Origin of the sequence: Streptomyces sp. 142MFCol3.1 (assembly GCF_000424945.1) — a bacterium.
Lineage (GTDB): Bacteria > Actinomycetota > Actinomycetes > Streptomycetales > Streptomycetaceae > Streptomyces > Streptomyces siamensis.
On record NZ_AUKV01000027.1, the window covers coordinates 48,291 to 71,203 of the forward strand.

Genomic DNA, 22,913 nt, shown 5'->3' on the forward strand with positions numbered 1-22,913 from the left:
GATCGTCGCAACGAGGCGAAGGTGAGACGTGACGAAGGGCGACGACGGCCGGGGGCCGTCAGGGCGTGTCCGGCGTCCCGGGCCTGGGCGTGTGCAGGACGCCGTTGATCAGGACCTGGAAGCCCCAGTCCAGGCGGGCCTCGCCGGGTCCGGAGAGCAACTCGGCGCCGAGCGCGGCGACATGGGGGTGACGCTCCCCCGAGGCGCCCCGCAGCGCCGCGGCCAGCGCCGCCCATTCGCCCTCCGCGTCCGCGGGGCCCTTCTCCCCCGCAGCATGCTCGGCCGCTGTCGAGGTCGCGAACTGGAGCAGCAGATCGACCGCCCACGCGGCCCGCTCGCGGGGAACTCCGCCCTCGCCCAGCAGGGCGAGCAGAGCGTCCAGCAGATCGAGGTAGCGCACACCGGACGGGCGGGCCACCAGCGCCGAGCGGGCCAGGCCCGGGTGCTCGAACAGCACGTTCGTGTAGGAGGTGAGTACGCGCACGAGCCGGTCGCGCCAGTCGCCGTTCGCGCCCACGGGGGTCAGGTCGACGGCGCCCAGCAGATCGTCGAGGACCGCCGCGTGCAGCTCGGCGGTGTTGCGCACGTAGACGTAGAGCGATGCCGGTCCGGTGTCGAGCTCCTGCGCCAGCCGGCGCATGGTGACGCGCTGGAGGCCTTCGGCCCGCATCAGCGCGACGGCGGTCTCGATGATCCCGTCCCGGGTGAGAGCCGGTTTCGCCGGGCGCTCGCGACGGCTGGGGCGAGGCCTGTTCTGTCCTGTCACTCCGCCAAGGTAGCGAACATGTTCGTCACGAACAAGTACGGGGCGAACATGTTCGTTCTGCTTACGCGCTGAGTAGCCGTACTCATGACCCCGCCCCCGCGCTCGACCACCATGGGGCCACCTGGAACCCAAGGGGCCCACGCATGCGCGGTTCGCTTCTCGCCCTGCCCGCCCGACGACCGGAATCCGGCGAACGCGAGCCGCGCGGCACGCTCCCCGCCGTGCTCGTCGCGGTCGTCGTGGCCGGCCTGGCCGTGTCCGGCCTGCATCCGCACGACCGCACGACCTGGCTGCTGGAGACGGTGTGGGTGCTGGTCGGGCTGCCGCTGGTGGTGCTGACCCGGCGCCGGTTCCCGCTGACGAACCTGCTGTACTGCCTGCTCGCGGCGCACGCGCTGGTGCTCGCCGTGGGAGGCCACTACACCTACGCGCAGGTGCCGTTGGGCGACTGGGTCCGGGACGCGCTCGGCCTCGACCGCAACCCGTACGACCGGTTCGGGCACCTCATGCAGGGCTTCGTGCCGGCCGTCCTGGTGCGGGAGCTGCTCAGCCGGACGTCACCGCTGCGCGGCAGTCGCTGGCTGGCGCCGCTGACCGTGTGCGCCTGTCTCGCCTTCAGCGCGGTCTTCGAGATGTTCGAGTGGGCGGCGGCCGTGATCGGCGGGCACGCGGCCGACGGCTTCCTGGCCACCCAGGGCGATGCGTGGGACACCCAGTGGGACATGTTCTGCGCCCTGATCGGCGCCACCGTCTCGGTCCTGGCGCTGAGCGGGCTGCACGACCGCCGGCTCACCGCCCTCGCGAAGCCGCGGGGACGGTGAGGGGGACCGGGCGGCCGGCCCGTCGCCCGCGCACGGCCCTGGGAACGGCAAGGGCGACCGGGCGGACGGCGGACCGTCGGTACGGCCTACTTCTCGATGGGCTGGGTGAACCGCAGGAGGTTGCCTGCGGGGTCGCGGAACGCGCAGTCGCGGACGCCGTAGAACTGGTCCATCGGCTCCTGCAGCACCTCGCCGCCCGCGGCGCTGATCCGCTCGAAGGTGGCGTCGCAGTCGTCCGTCGCGAAGATGACGCCGCGCAGCAGACCCTTCGCCATCAGCTCGGCCATGGCCTGTTTGTCGGCCGGTGAGGCGTTCGGGTCGGCGACGGGCGGTTCCAGGACGATGTTCACGTCCGGCTGTGCGGGCGCCCCGACGGTCACCCAGCGCATCCCCTCGTACCCGACGTCGTTGCGCACCTCCAGGCCGAGAACGTCGCGGTAGAAGGCGATCGCCTTGTCGTGGTCGTCGACGGCGATGAAGCATTGGGAGAGCCTGATATCCATGGCGCTCACGCTACGGCCGGGTGGCGGGGCTCGCTTCTCCGTTCCTGACGGGCCTCGTGTGGATCTTGACCATGCACGCCGGGATGGGTGCCGCGTGATCGTGGCTGCGGCCGCGGTAGGCGCTCGGGCTCTCGCCGACCAGCTGGGTGAAGCGCGAGCTGAACGACCCCAGCGAGGTACAGCCGACCGCGAAGCAGACCTCCGTCACCGTGAGGTCGCCGCGCCGCAGCAGTGCCTTGGCCCGCTCGATGCGGCGGGTCATCAGGTAGCTGTACGGAGTCTCACCGAAGGCGGCGCGGAAGCTTCGGGAGAAGTGACCCGACGACATCAGGGCGTCGCGTGCGAGCGCCGGGACGTCGAGCGGCTCGGCATAGTCGCGGTCCATCCGGTCGCGCGCCCTCCGCAGCCGGACGAGGTCGTCGAGATCCTGCCGTTTCACCCGATGAGTGTGCCACAGCGCCCGGGGCCGGCGACGGAGCCGTACGGATCGTGGAGCGGGCCTTCGGGAGCAGCCGGCCGAACCGGTCAGGAATGGAGAAGCCCCGGTCACAGTGGTGCGGATAGCGTGATCGCCATGGCCGTCGCGCACCTGGACGACGTCTTGCTGCGGGTCCGGACGACCGGCCGGATCCGACGCGGAGCCGACCGGGCAGCCGTGCGGTGTCCGCGGCCGTGCCGTCCGCGACACGGCCGGTGACCCCAGGCGCTGCGGCGGGCCGGCCGAGCCGCCCGGCGATCGCGGCCCGCCCCGTAGCGCCCCCGCGGACGGCGCGGATCAGGTAGACAGGGGGACGTCGCCGCGACCACGCCGGCGGAGGACCACCGGACGTGCTGCCCGAAGACGGTCGGATCGAGCCGGGCGACGCCGACGGAGACCGCGCAGGCGGCTCCGCCCGACAGATGGAGACACCATGAGCAAGGCCACGAGGACGGACACGCCGTCGCCTGCCCAGCACACCGCCGACAGCCACGACGTGATCCGCGTGCACGGCGCGCGCGAGAACAACCTCAAGGACGTCAGCATCGAGATCCCGAAGCGCCGGCTGACGGTGTTCACCGGCGTCTCCGGCTCGGGCAAGAGCTCGCTGGTGTTCAACACGATCGCCGCCGAGTCGCAGCGGCTGATCAACGAGACCTACAGCGCTTTCGTGCAGGGCTTCATGCCGAACCTGGCACGGCCCGAGGTCGACGTCCTCGACGGCCTGACCACGGCGATCACCGTGGACCAGCAGCGGATGGGCGGCGACCCCCGCTCCACGGTCGGCACCGCCACCGATGCCAACGCGATGCTGCGCATCCTCTTCAGCCGGCTCGGGAAGCCGCACATCGGGCCGCCCAGCGCGTACGCCTTCAACGTCCCCTCGGTCCGGGCGAGCGGTGCGATCACCGTGGAGCGCGGTGCGAAGAAGGCCGTGAAGGCGACCTTCACCCGCACCGGCGGCATGTGCACGCGCTGCGAGGGGCGGGGTTCGGTCACCGATCTCGATCTGACCCAGCTCTACGACGACTCCAAGTCGCTCAACGAGGGCGCGCTCACCATCCCCGGCTACACGGCGGGCGGCTGGAACCACCGGCTCTACAGCGAGTCGGGCTTCGTCGACCCGGACAAGCCGATCAGCAAGTACACCAAGAAGGAGCTGCACGACTTCCTCCACCACGAGGCCACCCGGATGAAGATCGCGGGCATCAACATGACCTACGAGGGCCTGATCCCGCGGATCCAGAAGTCGATGCTCTCCAAGGACCAGGAGTCGATGCAGCCGCACATCCGGGCCTTCGTGGACCGGGCGGTGACCTTCACCACCTGCCCGGAGTGCGACGGCACCCGCCTCAGCGAGGGAGCCCGGGCGTCGAAGATCAAGAAGATCAGCATCGCCGACGCCTGCGCGATGGAGATCAGGGACCTCGCCGAATGGGTCCGCGCACTGCAGGAGCCGTCGGTGGCGCCGCTGCTCACCGCGCTCGGGCAGACCCTCGACTCGTTCGTGGAGATCGGGCTCGGCTATCTCTCGCTCGACCGGCCGGCGGGCACCCTGTCGGGCGGTGAGGCCCAGCGCGTCAAGATGATCCGCCACCTCGGTTCCTCGCTCACCGACGTCACGTACGTGTTCGACGAGCCCACCGCGGGCCTGCACCCCCACGACATCCAGCGGATGAACGATCTGCTGCTCCGGCTGCGGGACAAGGGCAACACGGTGCTCGTCGTGGAGCACAAGCCGGAGGTCATCGCGATCGCCGACCACATCGTCGACCTCGGCCCCGGTGCCGGGACGGCGGGCGGCAGCGTCTGCTTCGAGGGCAGCGTCGAGGGGCTGCGGACCGGCGGCACCATCACCGGCCGCCACTTCGACGACCGGGCCGCCCTCAAGGAGACGGTGCGGACGCCCTCCGGCAAGCTGGGCGTCCGCGGCGCGAGCACGAACAACCTGCGCGACGTCGACGTCGACATCCCGCTCGGGGTGCTCGCCGTCATCACGGGTGTCGCCGGATCCGGCAAGAGCTCGCTCGTGCACGGTTCGATCCCCGCCGAAGCGGGTGTGGTGTCGGTCGACCAGAGCCCGATCCGCGGCTCACGGCGGAGCAACCCGGCGACGTACACCGGACTGCTCGACCCGATCCGCAAGGCGTTCGCGAAGGCCAACGGCGTGAAGCCGGCCCTGTTCAGCGCCAACTCCGAGGGCGCCTGCCCGACCTGCAACGGCGCGGGCGTCATCTACACGGACCTGGCGATGATGGCCGGCGTCGCGACCACGTGCGAGGACTGCGAGGGCAAGCGGTTCGACGCCTCGGTGCTGGACTACCACCTCGGTGGCCGCGACATCAGCGAGGTCCTCGCGATGTCGGTGACCGAGGCCGAGGACTTCTTCGGCAGCGGTGAGGGCCACACTCCGGCCGCGCACCGCATCCTGGAACGGCTCGTCGACGTCGGGCTCGGCTACCTCACCATCGGCCAGCCGCTGACCACGCTGTCCGGAGGCGAGCGGCAACGGCTCAAGCTGGCCACGCACATGGCGGACAAGGGCGGTGTCTACGTTCTCGACGAGCCGACCACCGGTCTGCACCTCGCCGACGTCGAGCAGCTGCTCGGTCTGCTCGACCGGCTCGTCGACTCCGGCAAGTCGGTCATCGTGATCGAGCACCACCAGGCGGTCATGGCCCATGCCGACTGGATCATCGACCTCGGCCCCGGCGCGGGCCACGACGGCGGGCAGGTCGTCTTCGAGGGCACGCCCGCCGACCTGGTCGCCACGCGCTCCACCGTCACCGGTGAGCACCTCGCGGCCTACGTCGGCAGCTGAGCGGGGCGCCGGCGGACACGGTGGGACGGGTTCCGGGCAGCCCGGCCCGTCCCACCCGATCGCCGGTCGGCGGCGCCCCTACCAGCGGCTCTCCACCTGGTCCTTGATCCGCCGCTCGTAGAGGTCGTCGATCGCCTCCAGCGTCTGTGCGGTCAGCTCCGGGAGCTTGGCGGCGGCCGCGTTCGCACGGGCCTGCTCGGGTGACCGGGCGCCCGGGATCACGGTGGTCACGCCGGGCTGCTGGATGATCCAGCGCAGCGCCAGCTGAGCGGGCGTGAAGCCCTCCGGGGCGAGCGCGGAGAACTCGGCCGCCGCCTCCACTCCGGTCACGAAGTCGACGCCGGAGAACGTCTCGCCCTGGTCGAAGGACTCACCCTGACGGTTGTACGTCCGGTGGTCGTCCGCGGCGAACACCGTGTCCTTGGTGTACTTGCCGGACAGCAGGCCGGAGGCCAGCGGTACGCGGGCGATGATACCGACGCCCGCCTCCCGCGCCGCCGGGAGCACCTGCCGCAGTGGCTTCATGCGGAACGGGTTGAGGATGATCTGGACGCTCGCCACGTTCGGGCGGGCGATCGCCGTCAGCGCCTCCTCGCACGTCTCGACGCTCACGCCGTACGCGGCGACGCGCTCCTCCTCGACGAGGGTGTCGAGGGCGTCGTACACCGCGTCGGAGGAGTAGACGGGGGTCGGCGGGCAGTGCAGCTGCACCAGGTCGAGGCGGTCGACGCCCAGGTTGCACCGGGAACGGTCGCTCCACGCACGGAAGTTGTCGAGGACGTAGTTCTCCGGGATCTGTTCGACGCGGCGGCCCATCTTCGTCGCGATCTCCACATGGAGGTCGGGCCTGCTCTGCACGAACGTGGCGATGATCTCCTCGCTCCGCCCGTCGCCGTACACGTCGGCCGTGTCGAAGAAGGTGACGCCCGACTCGGCCGCCGTCTCCAGCACGGCCAGGGCGTCCCGTTCACTCACCTCGCCCCAGTCGGCCCCCAGCTGCCACGTGCCGAGGCCGATGACCGAAGCATGCTGACCCGACCTGCCGAATTCGCGCTCTTCCATGCCGCCAGTCTGACACCTCGCCCCTGGGACGCCGGAACACCCACCCGTCAGCGCGTCCGCGCGATGGTGCGGGAGGGAGCCTGCGCGTCCGCGAAGCCTGCCGCCCTGCCTCACCCCCGGCCCTCGTGCAGCGCCCGGGCAGGCGACTGAATCGTGTCAACGGCTCACCGGCGGACGGGCTCTGCCCGATGTTCAAGAAGTGAATGGCGCCCCCCTTCACTCGCCCGCACCTCCCACTCTTCGCCCTGACTCACGAGTGTGACCCGCTGAGCAGTCCGTTCACCCGAGCCGGATGTGCGCCGCGACGAAACCGCTCTTCAACTCCTTGCGCAAGTTCAGGAATTGGAGAGCGTTTCTGCTTCATGTCTTGACGTGTCTGGTTCAGACCTTTAGGTTCACCGATCACCAGCGCTCCATACATACGCCCCACGTTCAAGTGCATGAACGCTCGCGCCTCGCCGCGCGCCCACGGGCATGCGTGCGCATCCGCGTACGCATGCCCGTACACCCCCCACCGCCACCCGTGAAGGGCTGTGATCCCGCTGATGGCCAGTCGATCCCTCCTGCGCTCCACCGCGCTGCGCACCACCCTCACCACCGCAGCCCTCGCACTCTCCGCCGGCGCCCTGAGCGCGGCACCCGCCTCCGCCGCGACCGGCACCATCACCGGCCTGGCCGGCAAGTGCCTCGACGTGGCCGGCGCGAACTCCGCCAACGGCACCGCCGTCCAGCTCTACGACTGCAACGGCACCGCCGCCCAGCAGTGGACCGTGGGCTCCGACGGCACCGTCCGTGCGCTCGGCAAGTGCCTTGACGTCACCGGCAATTCGACCGCCGACGGCGCCAGGCTCCAGCTGTGGGACTGCACGGGCGGCGCGAACCAGAAGTGGACCGTCTCCGCGGCCCACGACCTCGTCAATCCGCAGGCCGACAAGTGCGCCGACGTCACCGGCAACACCTCGGCCAACGGCACACCGGTGCAGTTGTGGACCTGTACCGGTGCCGCCAACCAGAAGTGGACCGCCCCGGGCGCCGGCGGCCCCGCCCCCGCCGCGCCGATGGCCGTCGCCCCGTACCTGTACAACGGCTGGGGCAACCCGCCGAGCCCCACCACCGTCATGAACGCCACCGGCGTCAAGTGGTTCACCCTGGCCTTCGTGCTCAGCAACGGCTACTGCAACCCGCAGTGGGACGGGAGCCGTCCGCTCGCCGGCGGCGTCGACCAGCAGACCGTGAACACCGTGCGGGCGAACGGTGGCGACGTCATCCCGTCCTTCGGCGGTTACAGCGGCAACAAGCTGGAGAGCTCGTGCTCCAGCGCCGGGGAGCTCGCGGGCGCCTACCAGAAGGTCATCAACGCCTACGGCCTCAAGGCGATCGACATCGACATCGAGGCCGACGCCTACAGCAACCCGACGGTCCAGCAGCGCACGGTGGACGCCCTCAAGACCGTCAAGGCGAGCAATCCGGGCCTGAAGGTGTACGTCACCATAGGCACCGGCCAGAGCGGGCCCGACACGAGCCTGATCAACCGCGCGGCCAACTCCGGTCTGTCCGTGGACAGCTGGACCATCATGCCGTTCGACTTCGGCGGCGCGGGCCAGAACATGGGGACGCTCACCACGCGAGCCGCGGAGGGCCTGAAGACGGCGCTCAAGAACGCGTACGGCTACAGCGACGACCAGGCGTACCGCGGCATGGGCATCTCCTCCATGAACGGTGTCACCGACCAGAACGAGACCGTCACCGTGGCCGACTTCCGCACCATCCTCGGCTACGCGCAGCAGCACCACCTGGCCCGGCTGACCTTCTGGTCCGTCAACCGTGACCGGCCCTGCACGGGCGGCGTCGCCGACAGCTGCTCCGGAGTGAGCCAGCAGGACTGGGACTACACGCGCGTGTTCGCCCAGTACACCGGCTGACCTTCCCACCCCCCACCACCGCAGGAGAACACCCGTGTCCAGATCCAGCAGACACTCCGGCCGCCACCGTACGGCGAAGGTGCTGCCCGTCCTCGCCCTCCTGGCGACGACGGTGTCCGGTGTGGCGGTCGCCGCGCCGGGCGAGGCGACCGCCCAGGCCGCGGCGCTGCCCACCGGATGGGCCACCGTGGTAAGCGCCGCGAGCGGCAAGTGCGTCGACGCGCGTGCCGCCGGGACGGCGAACGGCACCGCGGTCCAGCAGTACGCGTGCAACGGCAGCCAGGCCCAGCAGTGGCGCGTCAGCGCCACCTCGGGCGGCTACAGCCAGATCGGCAACCGCGCCGACAGCACCAGGACCTGGGACGTCACCGACGTCTCGACGGCCGACGGCGCCCTCGTCCAGCTGTGGACGTACAGCGGCGGCCTCAACCAGCAGTGGCAGGCCGTGGCCGAGGCCGGCGGGACCTACCGCTTCGTCAACCGCAACAGCGGGAAGTGCCTCGACGTCCCGGGCGCCTCCGCCGCGGACAGCGTGCAGCTCCAGCAGTACACCTGCAACGGCACGGCGGCCCAGTCCTTCCGCGTCGACCCGGTCGACGCGACGCCTCCGCCCGGGACCCCCGACCTCGGCCCGAACGTCACGGTCTTCGACCCCTCGACTCCGGCCGCCACCGTCCAGAGCAGCCTGAACGCGGCCTTCGCCCAGCAGGAGACCAACCAGTTCGGCACCGCGCGCAAGGCCTTCCTCTTCAAACCGGGCACCTACGACGCCAACGCCGACGTCGGTTTCTACACCCAGGTCGCGGGCCTCGGCCTCTCCCCGGACGACGTCACCGTCCGTGGGGCGGTGCACGCGGAGGCGGACTGGTTCCAGGGAAACGCGACCCAGAACTTCTGGCGTTCGGCGGAGAACCTGTCGGTGACCCCGACGAACGGCTCCGACCGCTGGGCGGTGTCGCAGGCCGCGCCCTACCGGCGTATGCATCTGCGCGGCAACCTCGCGCTGGACGACGGCGGTTGGTCCAGCGGCGGTTACATGGCCGACACGAAGATCGACGGCCAGGTCGACTCAGGTTCCCAGCAGCAGTGGCTGTCGCGGAACACCGAGTGGTCGAACTGGACCGGCTCCAACTGGAACATGGTCTTCGTCGGGGCGAGGAACGCTCCCGCCAACAGCTTCCCGAACCCGCCCTACACCACGGTGTCGCAGACACCGGTCTCCCGTGAGAAGCCGTTCCTGTACGTCGACACGGCCGGCGCCTGGAAGGTGTTCGTGCCGTCCGTGCGCACCGGCTCCTCCGGCACCACGTGGAGCGGCGGCACACCGGCGGGTACGTCCCTGCCCCTGTCCGACTTCTTCGTCGTGAAGCCGGGCGCGACGGCCGCGCAGATGAACGACGCGCTCGCCCAGGGCAAGAACCTGCTGGTGACGCCGGGTGTCTACCACCTCGACCAGACCCTGCGGGTGACCCGCGCCGACACCGTCGTGCTGGGCCTCGGCCTGGCCACGCTCATCCCGGACAACGGCATCACCGCGATGACCGTCGCCGACGTCGACGGCGTGCAGCTGGCGGGACTGCTGATCGACGCGGGGACCACCAACTCGGCGCAGCTGCTGGAGATGGGACCGAGCGGCTCCTCCGCCGACCACAGTGCCGATCCCAGCTCGCTGCACGACGTGTTCTTCCGGATCGGCGGCGCGGGCGTCGGCAGGGCCACCACGAGCCTGACCGTCAACAGCGACGACGTCATCGGCGACCACCTGTGGCTGTGGCGCGCCGACCACGGCAGCGGCGTCGGCTGGACCAGCAACACCGCGGACACGGGGCTCGTCGTCAACGGTGACGACGTCACCATGTACGGCCTGTTCGTCGAGCACTACCAGAAGCACCAGACCATCTGGAACGGCAACGGCGGGCGGACGTACTTCTACCAGAACGAGATGCCCTACGACCCGCCCGACCAGGCGGCCTGGATGAACGGTTCGACGCAGGGCTACGCCGCCTACAAGGTGGCGAACTCGGTGACGAGCCACCAGGTGTACGGCTTCGGCAGCTACTGCTACTTCAACGTCAACTCCTCCGTCGCCGCCGAACACGCCATCGAGGCGCCCGACAACGCGAACGTCCGCTTCAAGTCCATGGTGACCGTGTCCCTGGGCGGCACCGGGACCATCCGGCACGTCGTCAACGACCGCGGCGGACCGTCGAACTCCACCACCAATGTCGCCAACCTCGTCAGCTACCCCTGACGCGTACGGAAAGGACAGTCCGATGCGCATCAGCAGATCCGGGCCGGCACGCGCGGCCCTGCGGGTCCTCCTCCTGATGGCGACGATGCTCGGCCTCGCCGCGCCTCCCGCCGCCCACGCGGGCACCGCGGCTTCGCCGTTCAAGGTGCTCGCCCTCTACAACGGGACCTGGGACGCGGCGCACATCAGCTTCGTCCACGAGGCCAACGAGTGGTTCCCGCAGCAGGCCGCGCAGAACGGCTTCACCTACACGGCCAGCAACAACTGGAACCTCCTCGCCGACGGAGGCGTGAACGCGTACCAAGTGGTGCTGTTCCTCGACGACCTGCCGCAGACCGCTGCCCAGCGGGCCGGCTTCGAGTGGTACATGCGCGGGGGCGGCGCCTGGATGGGCTTCCACGTCTCCGCCTTCACCACCGACGCCCAGAGCTGGCCCTGGTACCACAACCAGTTCCTCGGCAGCGGCAACTTCAGGTCCAACACCTGGGGCCCGACCACGGCCGTCCTGAAGGTCGAGGACCGCACGCACGCCGCCACCAGGAACCTGCCCGCGACGTTCACCTCGTCGGTCAGCGAGTGGTACAGCTGGTCGAACGACCTGCGGCAGAACCCCGACATCAAGATCCTCGCCTCCGTCGACCCCAGCAGCTTCCCGCTGGGCACCGACCCGAACCAGACCTGGTACAGCGGCTACTACCCGATCCTGTGGACCAACACGAAGTACCGCATGCTGTACGCGAACTTCGGCCACAACGCCATGGACTACGCGACGAACACCACGCTGTCGTCCACCTTCGCGAGCACGACACAGAACCGGTTCCTGCTGGACGGCCTGAAGTGGCTGGGCGGGGCCGACGGCACGGTGCCACCGGCGGACCCGATCTCGGAGACGTCCTGGTACACACTGACCAGTGCCGCCGACGGCACGTGTGTGGACGCCCGTTCGGCCGCCACGGCGAACGGGACACCGATCCAGCAGTACACCTGCAACGGCACCCAGGCGCAGCAGTTCCAGTTCCGCTCGACGGACGGCGGCTTCTCCCGGATCGCCATCCGGGGCAATCCGCAGCAGGTCGTCGACGTGACCGACCGCTCGACCGCCGACAACGCACCGCTCCAGCTGTGGAGTTGGTCGAACGGCCAGAACCAGCAGTGGCAGCCCGTACGGGAGAGCGGCGGACGCTACCACTTCACGGCCCGGCACAGCGGCAAGTGCCTGAGCGCGGCCGGCTCCGGAGCGGACGGCGTGCAGCTCACCCAGCGCGCCTGCGACGGTTCGCCGGCACAGAGTTTCACGCTCACCGCGCAGCCCTGACCGGGCTGTCCGAAGGTGCCCCCGCGGCCCGCGCGCCGCGGGGGCACCTGTCCGTGCGGGCGGAGTCAGCAACGGGAGAGACGGGCGCGTCCGGTTCCCGCGAGCAGGAACGCGCCGACGTGCCGATCCACTTCCCGCACTGTCCATGGCGCTTCATCAAACTGTCGCAAACTGGCGGGTGCTCATACGTCCGCACCGTATTCAGGAAGCGGAACGACGTGGACGGCCCGCCGGTCGTTCCGTCACACCTTGCGCCAGCGGGCCAGCGCCCAGGAGAACACCCCGAACAGGACGAGGCCGGCAGCGACGCAGGCCAGGAGCACCGGCCCCATCGGGGCGTCGGCGAACGACCGCAGCGTGTCGTCCAGCCCCTTGGCCTTGTCCGGGTCGTAGTCGACGGCGGCCCGCACCGCGAAGGCCCCGGCCGCGGCGAACACCACGCCGCGCGCCGTCCCGCCGCCGACTCCCGCCGCGTCGACCGCCCGGCGCACCCGGCGCGACATCTCGCCGAGCTTCAGATGCTTGTGGTACTTGCGCAGGACGGCCCGAGCGGCGATCCACACACCCGCCACGGCCAGCCCCGCGCCCGCGACGGCCACGAACCACTGGCCGCCCGGCATCTTGAGCACCTGGGCCGTCACGTCGCGGGACTGCTCGTCGCTCGAACCGCCGCCGCCCGAGCCCGCGGCGAACCGGAGCACGGAGTAGGCGACGAACGCGTAGAACACGCAGCGTGCGGCCGCGATGAGCCGCTTGCCCGCCTTGCCGCCGTCCTGCCCGGCCGCGCCGAAGACGGCCTCGGACAGCCGCCACAGCGCCATGCCGACGACGCCGATGCCCAGCGCCCACAGCAGCGCGGCCCCGAAGGGCTTCGAGGCGATCTCCTCGAGCGCGCCGCCCCGGTCCGCCTGCCGTCCGCCGTCGCCGAACGCGACCCGCAGGGCCAGGACACCGACCAGGGCGTAGATCACCCCGCGCGCCACCAGCCCCGCCCTCGCGGCCGTCTCCCGTACCGAACCCGTCGCCGCGCGGCGGGCACGGAGCCCGCCGTCACGGGCCACCGTCCCGGCGTTCACACGGGTCGCGTCTCGTGCGCAGCACCCGATTCCAGCCGCAGTTTCATCTGTACCTCCTGGTCTCCGGCTTCCACGCCCAACTCATGCACGGTGAATGCGTCACCGAGGGCCTCGCGCAGGTGCCGCACCTCGCAGGGGCCGCCCTGTGCCTCGACCGTCGGTTGCCCCGAAAGTTCCGCGGCAGGCATACCGTGTCCTGACGGAACACCGGAGGCGTCGAAGTCCGCCGTCCACACCGTCGGGCGGCCCGCACCGGACTCCCGGGGCTCGTCCCCGGCCTCCCGGTCGGCCTCGAAGGCGTCGGAAAGGACCGCGAGAACGCTCCGGGCATCGGCTGCCGAGCAGTCACCGAGCATCACGTGGACCATGGACGCGGGCATCTGTTGCACGCTCATGAAAACCCTCTCCCGTCGCGTCGACGCGCCGGACGTGCACCTCGCACGCGGCGATGAACCGGCACGTCCTGATGGTCAGGCGGGTACCCCGCGAGTGCCTGTGAAACAGAAACCGCACGCATCGCATGCGCCGATACACGCCCAGGTCAGCACGGTTCGTGAGCTATGTTGAGTTCTTGTGGGACAAGAAGGAGGCGCACCGGTGCCATCGCCGCAGCAGGCACGTGCACAGGCGTCAGCAATCACCTCGGGAAAGACCGCCCCGGAGGCGGGCGCGGCACCCACGTCCCAGCTCAGGGAGCTGTTCGACGGGCCGCGGCTCTCGCCGGGCCAGCGGCGCATCGCCCAGTACCTGATCGAGAACATCACCGAGGCGGCGTTCCTGTCGATCACCGACCTGGCCGAGCGGGTGGGGGTCAGCCAGCCCTCGGTGACGCGGTTCGCGGCGGCGGTGGGCTTCAGCGGTTACCCGGCGCTCCGCGAGAAGCTCCAGTCGATCGCGCTCAGCACCCTCGGCAGCACGCCGGGCACGCCCGCGGAGGTCACCAGCAACGAGCTCCAGGCGGCGGTGGACGCCGAGATCGAGAACCTGGAGAACCTGCGGCGCGACTTCGCCGACCCGGACCAGATCATCCGCCTCGGCCGGGCGCTGTCGGAGTCGACGCCCTTGACGGTGCTGGGCCTGCGCATCTCCGTGTCGCTGGCCGAGTACTTCGCCTACGCCGCGCGCCGTATCCACCCCGACGTACGGCTGGTCACCCGGGGCGGCAGCGTCTCCTACGACGCGATCCTCCAGTCGCGTGAGGCGGGCGGCACCTGGGTGCTCGCCTTCGGGATGCCCCGGCACGCGCAGGAGACGCTCACCGCCATCCGGGTCGCGCACAGCGCGGGACTGCGGGTCGCACTGATCACCGACCTGGCGCTCGGTCCGCTGGCCGACGAGGCCGACGTCACCTTCGCCACCGGCACCGGGTCACGGCTCGTCTTCGACTCGTACGCCGCGCCCGTCGTGCTGTCGGCGGCGCTGCTCCAGGCCATGACGGACGCCGATCCGGAGCGGACCCAGGCGCGCCTGGAGGAGTACGAGCAGGTCGCCGAGCAGCACCAGTTCTTCCTGAGGGACTGAGCCCAAGGGATCCGCCGGGCTCGGTCGCCGGGAGACACCGGACGGATCAGGCCGCGCCGGGCCGCGCCGGATCAGGCAGCGAGGGGTCGGTCTGCGCCGGGACCGGCCGAGACCGAGACCGGCAGCGCCGAAGCCGACCCGCCGCGCCCCGTTTCGCGGACGGCGGGTCGTACCGACGGGCCGGTATCTCCGACGAAACACGCAAACCGCTCGCCCGCGCAACGCGCGTCGCCACGGCATCAAGGGATGATTCACCCCAAAGCGAGCATGAATGTTTTCATGTTCTTGCGTATCCGGCGGTATATATAAATACTTCTCGCGGATCGTGACCGGGAGGACCCCGGCTCACGCACCAGGACCACCCGGGGCCGTCCGCTCCTACCCGCATCGGGCCCCGGGTGTACAAACGGGCCCCGCCTTGCGCGAGCGCCCGTGGTGGCGGCCCCGGCCATCCCCTAGACCGGGGCCGCCCCAGAACCCGCGACCCCTTACCGCCGACGTGACCCGGAAGCGATGAACATGGCCCTGACGTACTCCCCGATCACCTCGGACTGGCCGTGCCAGGTCAAGACCCCCGGCAGCTTCGACTGGGAACGCTCGGCGGTGAAGTGGCTGCGCGAGCTGGTGCCCGCCCGCTACGCCAGCTACCCGGTCCTGCTCAAGCACCCCGTCCTGCTGGCCCGTCACGCGCAGCTCCAGGTGCAGCACGAGATCCGGGTGGCCCGGACGGCCCTGCAGACCGCCCGCGCGGAACTGCCCGCCCTCGGCCTGCACGAGGGCGTCATCGAGCACACCATCAAGCTGTACGCCGCCGAGGTCATGCAGCTCCAGCACATCGCGCGCAGCATCCGCGCGGTGACCCAGGCCCTCGTGGACAGTCCGCCGCGGAGCTGAACCCGTCGGTGAACAAGGGCGGTACGTACGGCCCGGGCGGGAACACGTAGTGGGCAAAGGTCGCGCCATGAGGCCGGCCGCCCTACCAGAGCCCTGGACGGACCGATGGATTCCACGACCTGGAAAGTGGTGCTCGTCGTCGCGGTCCTGGGCGCCGCCGCTCTCGGCGTTGCGATCGCCCTGCTGCTCAGGCTCGTCCGCACCCGCCGGCGGCTGCTACGAGCCGGCCTTCCGGCCGGGTCGCGATGGGTCTTCTGGGGCGCCGTCGCCTATCTGGTGCTCCCCACCGACCTGCTGCCCGACCCCGTCTACCTGGACGACATCGGGGTCCTGCTGCTCGCACTGCGCTCCCTGCGCGCCGCCCCTGCGGACCGGCCCGCCGACCGGGACGGGAACCCCCGCACACCGGCGGGCCGTTGACGGTCCGACGGCCCGCGGCGCGAAGCCCGCGCCCGGCGCCGCCACGGACCACGACGTCGACGGGGCGGCACATGAGCGAGCTGGTTCCCGGGGGCAACATGCCCCTGCCGGACGGCACCCTGACCCTCAGGGTGCCCGGTCCCTTCGACGTGTCCGCCCTCGTCACCGACGACAGCGGACAGGTGTGCGGTGACGGCGACTTCGTCTTCTACAACCAGCCCGCCGCGCCCGGCGCCCGCCTCGCGGGCGAGCGGCTCACCGTGGATCCCGCCGCGCTGAGGCCCGGGGCGAGCCGTGTCACCGTGGTGGTCAGCCCCGCCGATCCCGCGACACCTCTGGGCCGGCTGCCCGTGCCCACCCTGCACATCACCGCCGCCGGCGGCCGTCCGCTCGCCCGGTTCACTCCACCCCGCCCCGAGCGGGAGACCGTGCTGCTGCTCGCGGAGCTCTACCGACGCGGCACAGGTTGGAAGCTGCGCGCCCTGGGCCAGGGCTACGCCGACGGGCTGGCGGGCATCGCACGGGACTTCGGGATCGATGTCACCGACGACGGCACGGCACCCGGCGCGCCCGCGGCCGGCACACCCTCCAAAGCTGCACCCCACACCTCCCGCTCCACGGCACCGGGCACCGCGGTCCGCGGTGCGGCGCCCGGAGCGGCCCGGGCCCAGGGGGTGTCCGCGGGGCCGGCGCCCGACCCGCATGGCTTTCTCCGCCCGGTGAACGCGGCCCGCGCCGCGGCCGGTTCCCCGCCCGTGTCCCTCGACAGTCGGCTGACGGCGGCTGCCCACGCCCATGCCGGTGCCATGGCCGCGCTCGGACGGCTCGGTGCCGACGGCCCGGACGGCCTCTTTGTCTACCAGCGCGTCACAGCCGCCGGATATCCCTACCTCACCATCGGTGAACATCTGGTCTCCGGCCCGCGCACCCCGGCCGAGTTCGTGGAGTACTGCCTGTCCTCCGAACGGTCCCGGCGCACCCTGTGCGACCCCGCCTACAGCCAGGCGGGCCTTGCCTGCGTCGCCGCGGAACGACCCGGCGGACCGTACTGGACGGCCTTGTGGGCACTGCCCTTCAGCCCCGCCGGCCTGGAGCGCACCGCGCATGAGGTCATCACGCTCACCAACGCGGAACGGGCCGCGGCAGGACTGCGCCCGCTGTCCGGCGACGCCCCGCTCACCACGGCGGCCCAGGCGCACAGCGCCGACATGGCGGCCCGCGCGTTCTACTCCCACACCACTCCCGAGGGCGGACAGCCCTGGGACCGGGCCGCGGCCGCGGGGTCCTCCCGCCGCACCATCGGCGAGAACATCGCCTGCGGACAGCGCTCCCCCGCCGAGGTCGTCCGCGGCTGGATGAACAGCCCCGGCCATCGCGCGAACATCCTCAAGCCCGACTTCACCCACATGGGCATCGGCTTCGCGGGCGGCGGCCCGGCGGGCACGTACTGGACTCAACTGTTCGGCGGCTGACCGCAGGACCCGGCACGTAGCGGACACAGCCGTTCCGCGCCGGCCCGCGGGACGGCCGGGCCGTCACCGGGCCGCGATTCACCAATTCGGGTTCACCGTCGCCGGTTCACCCCCGGGCAATGCAACCACTCGCCCTCACAGCGCGTAGAGATGGAGCCGACGTCCGCATCCGCGGCGCGCGGTTCGGGCCGGGCTTCCGCACCGGCGAGAGAACTCGGGAGAAGAAGCAGATGGTCTCAGCAACGGTGGGCACGGGTACGGCGCTGGGCGCGGTCCTGGTGTCGCTCCTGGCAGCCCCGGCGCAGGCCGCGACACCGACGCCGACGGACGGCCACGCGGCCGGACGGGCCGCCGCGGCACACGCGTCGCACGCTCCCGACGACGCAGGGCTGCGCAAGGTGCTGCGCACGGCGATCAGCCAGGGAGCACCGGGTGCGATGGCACGGATCGACGACAACGGCACGGTGCACCGGATCGCCGAGGGCATCGCGAACCGGACCACCGGACGGGCCATCAGCACGAACGACCGCTTCCGCGTCGGCAGCGTCACCAAGACCTTCTCCGCGGTCGTGCTGCTCCAACTGGTCGACGAGGGAAAGCTGAAGCTGGACAAGCCGGTCAACACCTACCTGCCGGGCCTGCTCCCCGACGACCGCATCACGGTCCGCCATGTGCTGAGCCACCGCAGCGGTCTGTACGACTACACCGACGACATGTTCGCCCGGACCGTCCCGGGCTTCGAGGCCGTCCGCAACAAGGTGTTCAGCTACCGGGACCTGGTGAGGCTGTCCCTCCAGAAGCCGCGCACCAACGCGCCCGGCGCGGCCTATTCGTACTCGAACACCAACTTCGTCGTCGCGGGCATGCTGATCGAGAAGCTCACCGGACACGCCGTGGGCACGGAGTACCAGAAGCGAATCTTCGCGCCGCTCGACCTCACGGACACCCTGTACGTCCACCCGGGCACGACGATCCCCGGTTCCCACGCCCACGGTTATCTCACCCCCGACGAGGCCGGTGCGGCCCTGGTCGACTCCACCGATCAGACGGCGTCCTGGGCGCAGAGCGCGGGAGCGATCATCTCCACCACGCACGACCTGGACACGTTCCTGTCCGCGCTGCTGCGCGGGAAGCTCATGTCGTCCGGCTCGCTGACGCAGATGCGGAAGTGGACAGAGGTCAACAGCACCACGGGGTACGGACTCGGGCTGCGCCGCCGCGACCTGTCGTGCGGGGTCTCCGTGTACGGGCACACGGGCACCGTGCAGGGCTACTACACGTACGCGTTCACCTCCAAGGACGGCAAGCGCAGCGTCAGCGCGCTGGCGAACACCTCCAACAACTCGGCCGTGCTGAACACCATGGCCGGCACGCTCGAATCGGCGTTCTGCGGCAAGCCCGCGGCCGGGACGACGCTGCGCCGTGCCGCTCCGGTGGAGCGGCACGAGGACGTCGCGCCGGCCGTCACCCGCTACTGACCGCGCGGACCGCGCCTCACCCTTGACGGTTGGGCCGCCGGTGCGGCGGCTGGTCGGGGGCGGGGCGCAGTCTCGGCGCCGGTATGGCGAGGCGGTGGGGCTTGTCGCCGTCGACGGTATACGGCTCACGGTGGTGACGGATCTCCAGCGGTTCGCCGGTCGCGAGCGTGTATGTGGCGGCGTCCGGCTCTATCTCCACGCGCAGGCGACGGCCGAGGAGTTCCAGGGAGAACGCGAGGCGGCTGAACCTCTCCGGCAGCCGGGGGGCGAACTCCAGGGTGTTCCCGTGGTGGCGCAGGCCGCCGAACCCGGCGACCAGGGCCGTCCAGGTGCCGGCGAGCGAGGCGATGTGCAGGCCGTCACGGGTGTTGTGCTCCAGATCCTCCAGGTCCATCAGGGCCGCCTCCACCAAGTAGTCGTAGGCGAGGCCCGGATGACCGGCCTCGGCCGCGATCACGGCCTGGCAGCAGGCGGACAGGGAGGAGTCGCGGACGGTGAGGGGCTCGTAGTACGCGAAGTTGCGTGCCTTGTGCTCCTCGTCGAAGTAGGGGCTGCACTTGTACATCGCGAGAACGAGGTCGGCCTGTTTGACCACCTGCTTGCGGTAGATGTCGAAGTACGGGAAGTGCAGCATCAGCGGGTACTGGTCGGGCCGGGTGGCCGCGAAGTCCCACCGCTGGTAGCGGGTGAACCCGGCGTGCTGTTCGTGGACGCGGAGTTCGTGGTTGTAGGGGACGTGCATGGCGTCTGCGGCGTCGCGCCAGGCAGCGCTCTCCTCCTCGTCCACGCCGAGTTCGGCCGCCCGCGCCGGGTGGCGGTCGACCACGTCCGCGGCGGCCAGGAGGTTCGCACGGGCCATGAGGTTGGTGTAGGTGTTGTCGTCCGCGACCGCGCTGTACTCGTCGGGCCCGGTCACCCCGTCGATGTGGAACTTGCCCTGGTAGTCGTGGTGTCCCAGCGAGCGCCACAGCCGTGCCGTCTCGACCAGCAGCTCCACCCCGGTGTCCCGTTCGAACCCTTCGTCACCGGTGACGGTGGTGTACCGGACCACGGCGTCGGCGATGTCGGCGTTCACGTGGAATGCGGCGGTTCCGGCCGGCCAGTAGGCCGAGCCCTCCGAGCCGGCGATGGTCCGCCATGGGAAGGCGGCTCCCTTCAGGCCCAGTTGGGCCGCCCGTTCACGCGCGGCGGGCAGGGTGTTCTGGCGCCAGCGGAGCGCCTCGGCGACGGCTCCCGGAGAGGTGTAGGTGAGCAGCGGGAGTACGAAGGTCTCGGTGTCCCAGAAGGCGTGGCCGTCGTACCCGGAGCCGGTGAGCCCCTTCGCGGGTATCGCGCGCTGTTCGGCGCGGGCGCCCGCCTGGAGTACGTGGAAGAGGGCGAAGCGCACCGCCTGCTGGATCTCCTCGTCGCCCTCCACCTCGACGTCGGCGCGCTCCCAGAAGTCGTCCAGGTAGGCGTGCTGTTCGTCGACGAGCGCCTGCCAGCCGCCGTGCTCGGCGGCCGCGAGCGCCGCGTCGACCTGGTCGCGCACCGCCGGCAGCGACCGGGTGGCGGACCAGCCGTAGGAGACGAACTTCTCGAGGCGCAGCCGCTGTCCCGGGCTCAGCACGGAGGTGACGGTGAGCCGGGCGACGTCGTCGCTGCTCTCGCTGCTCGTGACGGTCCCGTCGGGTCCCACGACCGCGTGGTCGGCTGCCGCGGCGACCCGCAGTCCGCTCTCGCTCGTGCGGTGCACGAGCCGCAGCCGCCGTCCCGCCGCGAAGTGCTCCTCCGCCACCAGCGGCGACTCCAGGGCGATCGCGGCGCGCGGGTCGCCGCCCCGTCCCGGCAACTGCTCGTTCGCCACCAGCTCCGACTGGACGACGACGCGGACCCGGCCGTCGACGGCCTCCACCTCGTAGGCGACGGCGGCGATCGCCCGCTGGGTGAAGGAGACGAGCCGGGTGGACCGCACCCTGACCGTGGAGCCTGCCGGTGAGGTCCACTCGCAGGTCCGGGTGAGCTGCCCGGTGCGCAGGTCGAGGACGCGTTCGTGGGAGCGCAGCCGGCCGTAGCGCAGGTCGAACGGTTCGTCGTCGACGAGGAGTCGGATGACCTTGCCGTTGGTGACGTTGATGACCGTCTGCCCGGACTCCGGATAGCCGTATCCCGCCTCCGCGTAGGGCAACGGGTGCACCTCGTGGACGCCGTTGAGGTACGAGCCCGGCAGGCCGTGCGGTTCGCCCTCGTCGAGGTTGCCGCGCCAGCCGACGTGGCCGTTCGAGAGGGCGAACACGGACTCGCTCTGCGGCAGCAGATCCAGGTGGAGCTCGTTCTCGCGCAGGGTCCAGGGGTCGACGCCGTAGGAACTGTGGGTGATCATGCCTGCTCCCCGAGTTCCGACAGATCCTGTACGACCGTGTCCGCGCCGTGCGCGCGCAGGGCGGCGCCCTGTCCGACGCGGTCGACGCCGACGACGTACCCGAAGTGGCCCGAGCGGCCCGCGTCCATGCCGGCCAGCGCGTCCTCGAAGACGGCGGCCTCCGCGGCATCGACGCCCAGGTCGCGCGCGGCGGCCAGGAAGGTGTCGGGCTGCGGCTTGCCGGGCAGACCGCGCTCCGCGGCGACGACCCCGTCGATCCGCACGTCGAACAGGTCCTCGGCGCCGATCGAGCGCAGGATGTCACGGCAGTTGGCGCTGGAGGAGACGACCGCGGTCCGCAGTCCGTGCGCGCGCACCGCCTCGATGTAGCGCAGGGTGCCGTCGTACGCCTCGACGCCGCCGGTGCGGATCATCTCCAGCAGCAGGTCGTTCTTGCGGTTGCCGAGGCCCTGCACGGTGGCCCGGTCCGGTGGGTCGTCCGGGGCTCCCTCGGGCAGGTGGATGCCGCGGGAGGCGAGGAAGGTGCGGACGCCGTCGGCGCGCGGGAGTCCGTCGACGTACTCGGCGTAGTCGTGGGAGACGTCGAACGGGCGGAAGTCCTCGCCGTCACGCTGCCGCAGGAACGCGTCGAACGTCCGCTTCCAGGCGGCGGCGTGGACGACGGCGGTCTTGGTGATGACGCCGTCGAGGTCGAAGAGGCAGGCCACGATTTCTTTCGGAAGACCGAGCTCTGTCATGAGGGCAGTGTGCCCCGAGACCGTCCGGCCAACGGGTGGCGGGCGCCACACTGCTGGCAGTTCGTCGGGTCGTGCCCGCCGGACACCAGGTCGGCCCGGCCGCGTGCCGCCCTGCCCGGGTGCGCCGTCCTGCCCGTCCTTGGTCCTCCACCGCTTCTCATCCGCGGCCGGACACGGATACTGGGGCCATGGAACGCGCCTCCCTCATGCCCCTGACCGACCGGGCCGCCGGATCCGCCGCATGACCTTCGACGACCTGCTCGATCGCGCGGCCGCACTCGTCCGTCCCGGGCGGCGCGCCCTGCTCGGCCTCGCCGGAAGCCCCGGGGCGGGCAAGACGACCCTCGCCGAGCGTCTGGTCGGGCGGCTGAACGGTGACGGGCCCGACTGGGTCGCGCACGTGCCGATGGACGGTTTCCATCTCGCGGACGTCGAACTGGACCGCCTGGGACGCCGCGACCGCAAGGGCGCCCCGGACACCTTCGACGCGGCGGGCTACGCGGCGGTGCTGCGCAGGCTGCGCGAGGACGAGGACGACCTGGTCTACGCGCCCGGCTTCGAGCGGACCCTGGAGCAGCCGCTCGCGGGTGCCGTGCCCGTGCCGCGGACCGCGCGGCTGATCGTGACCGAGGGCAATTATCTGCTGCTGCGCGACGACGCCTGGGCGCGCGCGAGGTCGCAGCTGGACGAGGTCTGGTTCTGCGAGCTGGACGAGGCCGCGCGGGTACGGCGGCTGGTCGCCCGGCACGAGGAGTTCGGCAAGGACCACGACACTGCGGTGGCGTGGGTGCTGGGCACGGACCAGCGCAACGCCGACCTGGTGGCCGCCACCCGGGACCGGGCCGACCTGATCGTCGGGCCGGAGATCACCGCGGACGCGGCTCCGGTGCGGGTTCCCGGCGCACATCGCCCGTCGGAGCGCTGATCCACGGAGTCCCGCGCGTCCCGGCCGGGCGGTGCCGGGTCGTGCGGCGGAGCGGCGAGCCGGGCGGTGGTCGCGTCCTCCGCCCGCGC

Annotated in this window: 19 protein-coding genes; 11 read left to right on the plus strand and 8 right to left on the minus strand. The window is 71.2% G+C overall.

Annotated features, from left to right (window positions below):
* Nucleotides 1-58: 58 nt before the first annotated feature.
* The gene (locus H305_RS0132645) at nt 59-766 is read right to left on the minus strand and encodes a TetR/AcrR family transcriptional regulator (protein WP_028804152.1); all 708 of its coding nucleotides are present in this window, start codon (nt 764-766) and stop codon (nt 59-61) included.
* A 143-nt stretch (nt 767-909) separates the two neighbouring features.
* Here H305_RS0132645 and H305_RS0132655 point away from each other — a divergent pair, with 143 nt between their 5' ends.
* Nucleotides 910-1,587 (plus strand): DUF2238 domain-containing protein, encoded by a 678-nt coding sequence (locus H305_RS0132655; protein ID WP_028804153.1) that lies wholly within the window; start codon nt 910-912, stop codon nt 1,585-1,587.
* Between the two features lie 86 nt (nt 1,588-1,673).
* Here the strand turns inward: H305_RS0132655 and H305_RS0132660 are convergent, their stop codons facing one another.
* A complete protein-coding gene (locus tag H305_RS0132660) occupies nt 1,674-2,090 on the minus strand; it encodes a VOC family protein (RefSeq protein ID WP_028804154.1) in 417 nt (138 codons plus the stop codon).
* Between the two features lie 10 nt (nt 2,091-2,100).
* A complete protein-coding gene (locus H305_RS0132665; protein ID WP_199791488.1) occupies nt 2,101-2,475 on the minus strand; it encodes a helix-turn-helix transcriptional regulator in 375 nt (124 codons plus the stop codon).
* 526 nt (nt 2,476-3,001) lie between these two features.
* Here H305_RS0132665 and H305_RS0132670 point away from each other — a divergent pair.
* Nucleotides 3,002-5,389, plus strand: a complete 2,388-nt coding sequence (locus tag H305_RS0132670) for an ATP-binding cassette domain-containing protein (RefSeq protein ID WP_028804156.1) — start codon at nt 3,002-3,004, stop codon at nt 5,387-5,389.
* Between the two features lie 78 nt (nt 5,390-5,467).
* Here the strand turns inward: H305_RS0132670 and H305_RS0132675 are convergent, their stop codons facing one another.
* Nucleotides 5,468-6,451: an aldo/keto reductase gene (locus tag H305_RS0132675; RefSeq protein ID WP_028804157.1), complete on the minus strand. Its 984-nt coding sequence runs from the start codon at nt 6,449-6,451 to the stop codon at nt 5,468-5,470.
* Nucleotides 6,452-6,996: 545 nt separating this feature from the next.
* Here H305_RS0132675 and H305_RS0132680 point away from each other — a divergent pair.
* The 3 genes from H305_RS0132680 to H305_RS0132690 all read left to right on the plus strand — a co-directional run bounded on the left by H305_RS0132680 (nt 6,997) and on the right by H305_RS0132690 (nt 11,939).
* Nucleotides 6,997-8,373: an RICIN domain-containing protein gene (locus tag H305_RS0132680; RefSeq protein WP_051371209.1), complete on the plus strand. Its 1,377-nt coding sequence runs from the start codon at nt 6,997-6,999 to the stop codon at nt 8,371-8,373.
* 100 nt (nt 8,374-8,473) lie between these two features.
* Complete coding sequence (locus tag H305_RS0132685) at nt 8,474-10,624, plus strand: RICIN domain-containing protein (protein ID WP_028804159.1); 2,151 nt, start codon at nt 8,474-8,476, stop codon at nt 10,622-10,624.
* A 22-nt stretch (nt 10,625-10,646) separates the two neighbouring features.
* Nucleotides 10,647-11,939, plus strand: a complete 1,293-nt coding sequence (locus tag H305_RS0132690) for a ThuA domain-containing protein (protein WP_028804160.1) — start codon at nt 10,647-10,649, stop codon at nt 11,937-11,939.
* A gap of 242 nt (nt 11,940-12,181) precedes the next feature.
* Here the strand turns inward: H305_RS0132690 and H305_RS0132695 are convergent, their stop codons facing one another.
* Both H305_RS0132695 and H305_RS0132700 read right to left on the minus strand, forming a co-directional pair.
* Nucleotides 12,182-13,015 carry a DUF1206 domain-containing protein gene (locus tag H305_RS0132695; protein ID WP_028804161.1) on the minus strand — a complete coding sequence of 278 codons (834 nt, stop codon included), beginning with the start codon at nt 13,013-13,015 and terminating at the stop codon, nt 12,182-12,184.
* A complete protein-coding gene (locus tag H305_RS0132700; RefSeq protein ID WP_028804162.1) occupies nt 13,012-13,410 on the minus strand; it encodes a hypothetical protein in 399 nt (132 codons plus the stop codon). Before H305_RS0132700 ends, H305_RS0132695 begins: the two co-directional genes overlap by 4 nt.
* Nucleotides 13,411-13,612: 202 nt before the next feature.
* Between H305_RS0132700 and H305_RS0132705 the strand changes: the two genes are divergently transcribed.
* From H305_RS0132705 to H305_RS0132725, 5 genes are all read left to right on the plus strand, one after another.
* The gene (locus tag H305_RS0132705; protein WP_028804163.1) at nt 13,613-14,536 is read left to right on the plus strand and encodes a MurR/RpiR family transcriptional regulator; all 924 of its coding nucleotides are present in this window, start codon (nt 13,613-13,615) and stop codon (nt 14,534-14,536) included.
* A 513-nt stretch (nt 14,537-15,049) separates the two neighbouring features.
* Nucleotides 15,050-15,430, plus strand: a complete 381-nt coding sequence (locus tag H305_RS0132710) for a hypothetical protein (protein ID WP_028804164.1) — start codon at nt 15,050-15,052, stop codon at nt 15,428-15,430.
* 105 nt (nt 15,431-15,535) lie between these two features.
* Nucleotides 15,536-15,850, plus strand: coding sequence for a DUF1232 domain-containing protein (locus H305_RS0132715; RefSeq protein WP_028804165.1), 315 nt, complete (start codon nt 15,536-15,538; stop codon nt 15,848-15,850).
* A gap of 71 nt (nt 15,851-15,921) precedes the next feature.
* Nucleotides 15,922-17,322 (plus strand): CAP domain-containing protein, encoded by a 1,401-nt coding sequence (locus tag H305_RS0132720; RefSeq protein ID WP_028804166.1) that lies wholly within the window; start codon nt 15,922-15,924, stop codon nt 17,320-17,322.
* Between the two features lie 230 nt (nt 17,323-17,552).
* Nucleotides 17,553-18,800 (plus strand): serine hydrolase domain-containing protein, encoded by a 1,248-nt coding sequence (locus tag H305_RS0132725; protein ID WP_028804167.1) that lies wholly within the window; start codon nt 17,553-17,555, stop codon nt 18,798-18,800.
* A 16-nt stretch (nt 18,801-18,816) separates the two neighbouring features.
* On the opposite strand, the gene H305_RS0132730 is transcribed toward H305_RS0132725, so the two are convergent.
* Nucleotides 18,817-21,162, minus strand: coding sequence for a glycoside hydrolase family 65 protein (locus H305_RS0132730; RefSeq protein WP_028804168.1), 2,346 nt, complete (start codon nt 21,160-21,162; stop codon nt 18,817-18,819).
* Entirely contained in the window at nt 21,159-21,899 is a 741-nt protein-coding gene (locus tag H305_RS0132735) for an HAD family hydrolase (RefSeq protein ID WP_028804169.1), read from the minus strand. Before H305_RS0132735 ends, H305_RS0132730 begins: the two co-directional genes overlap by 4 nt.
* 241 nt (nt 21,900-22,140) lie before the next feature.
* Between H305_RS0132735 and H305_RS0132740 the strand changes: the two genes are divergently transcribed.
* Nucleotides 22,141-22,824, plus strand: a complete 684-nt coding sequence (locus H305_RS0132740; protein ID WP_028804170.1) for a nucleoside/nucleotide kinase family protein — start codon at nt 22,141-22,143, stop codon at nt 22,822-22,824.
* The last annotated feature ends 89 nt before the right edge of the window (nt 22,825-22,913 follow it).

Coding starts and splice junctions, on each gene's coding strand:
- H305_RS0132710 (WP_028804164.1), top strand. CDS start 15,050: ATGAACATGGCCCTGACGTACTCCCCGATCACCTCGGACTGGCCGTGC.
- H305_RS0132700 (WP_028804162.1), bottom strand. CDS start 13,410: ATGAGCGTGCAACAGATGCCCGCGTCCATGGTCCACGTGATGCTCGGT.
- H305_RS0132730 (WP_028804168.1), bottom strand. CDS start 21,162: ATGATCACCCACAGTTCCTACGGCGTCGACCCCTGGACCCTGCGCGAG.
- H305_RS0132735 (WP_028804169.1), bottom strand. CDS start 21,899: ATGACAGAGCTCGGTCTTCCGAAAGAAATCGTGGCCTGCCTCTTCGAC.
- H305_RS0132665 (WP_199791488.1), bottom strand. CDS start 2,475: ATGGACCGCGACTATGCCGAGCCGCTCGACGTCCCGGCGCTCGCACGC.
- H305_RS0132720 (WP_028804166.1), top strand. CDS start 15,922: ATGAGCGAGCTGGTTCCCGGGGGCAACATGCCCCTGCCGGACGGCACC.
- H305_RS0132725 (WP_028804167.1), top strand. CDS start 17,553: ATGGTCTCAGCAACGGTGGGCACGGGTACGGCGCTGGGCGCGGTCCTG.
- H305_RS0132670 (WP_028804156.1), top strand. CDS start 3,002: ATGAGCAAGGCCACGAGGACGGACACGCCGTCGCCTGCCCAGCACACC.
- H305_RS0132660 (WP_028804154.1), bottom strand. CDS start 2,090: ATGGATATCAGGCTCTCCCAATGCTTCATCGCCGTCGACGACCACGAC.
- H305_RS0132715 (WP_028804165.1), top strand. CDS start 15,536: ATGGATTCCACGACCTGGAAAGTGGTGCTCGTCGTCGCGGTCCTGGGC.
- H305_RS0132675 (WP_028804157.1), bottom strand. CDS start 6,451: ATGGAAGAGCGCGAATTCGGCAGGTCGGGTCAGCATGCTTCGGTCATC.
- H305_RS0132740 (WP_028804170.1), top strand. CDS start 22,141: ATGACCTTCGACGACCTGCTCGATCGCGCGGCCGCACTCGTCCGTCCC.
- H305_RS0132690 (WP_028804160.1), top strand. CDS start 10,647: ATGCGCATCAGCAGATCCGGGCCGGCACGCGCGGCCCTGCGGGTCCTC.
- H305_RS0132655 (WP_028804153.1), top strand. CDS start 910: ATGCGCGGTTCGCTTCTCGCCCTGCCCGCCCGACGACCGGAATCCGGC.
- H305_RS0132680 (WP_051371209.1), top strand. CDS start 6,997: ATGGCCAGTCGATCCCTCCTGCGCTCCACCGCGCTGCGCACCACCCTC.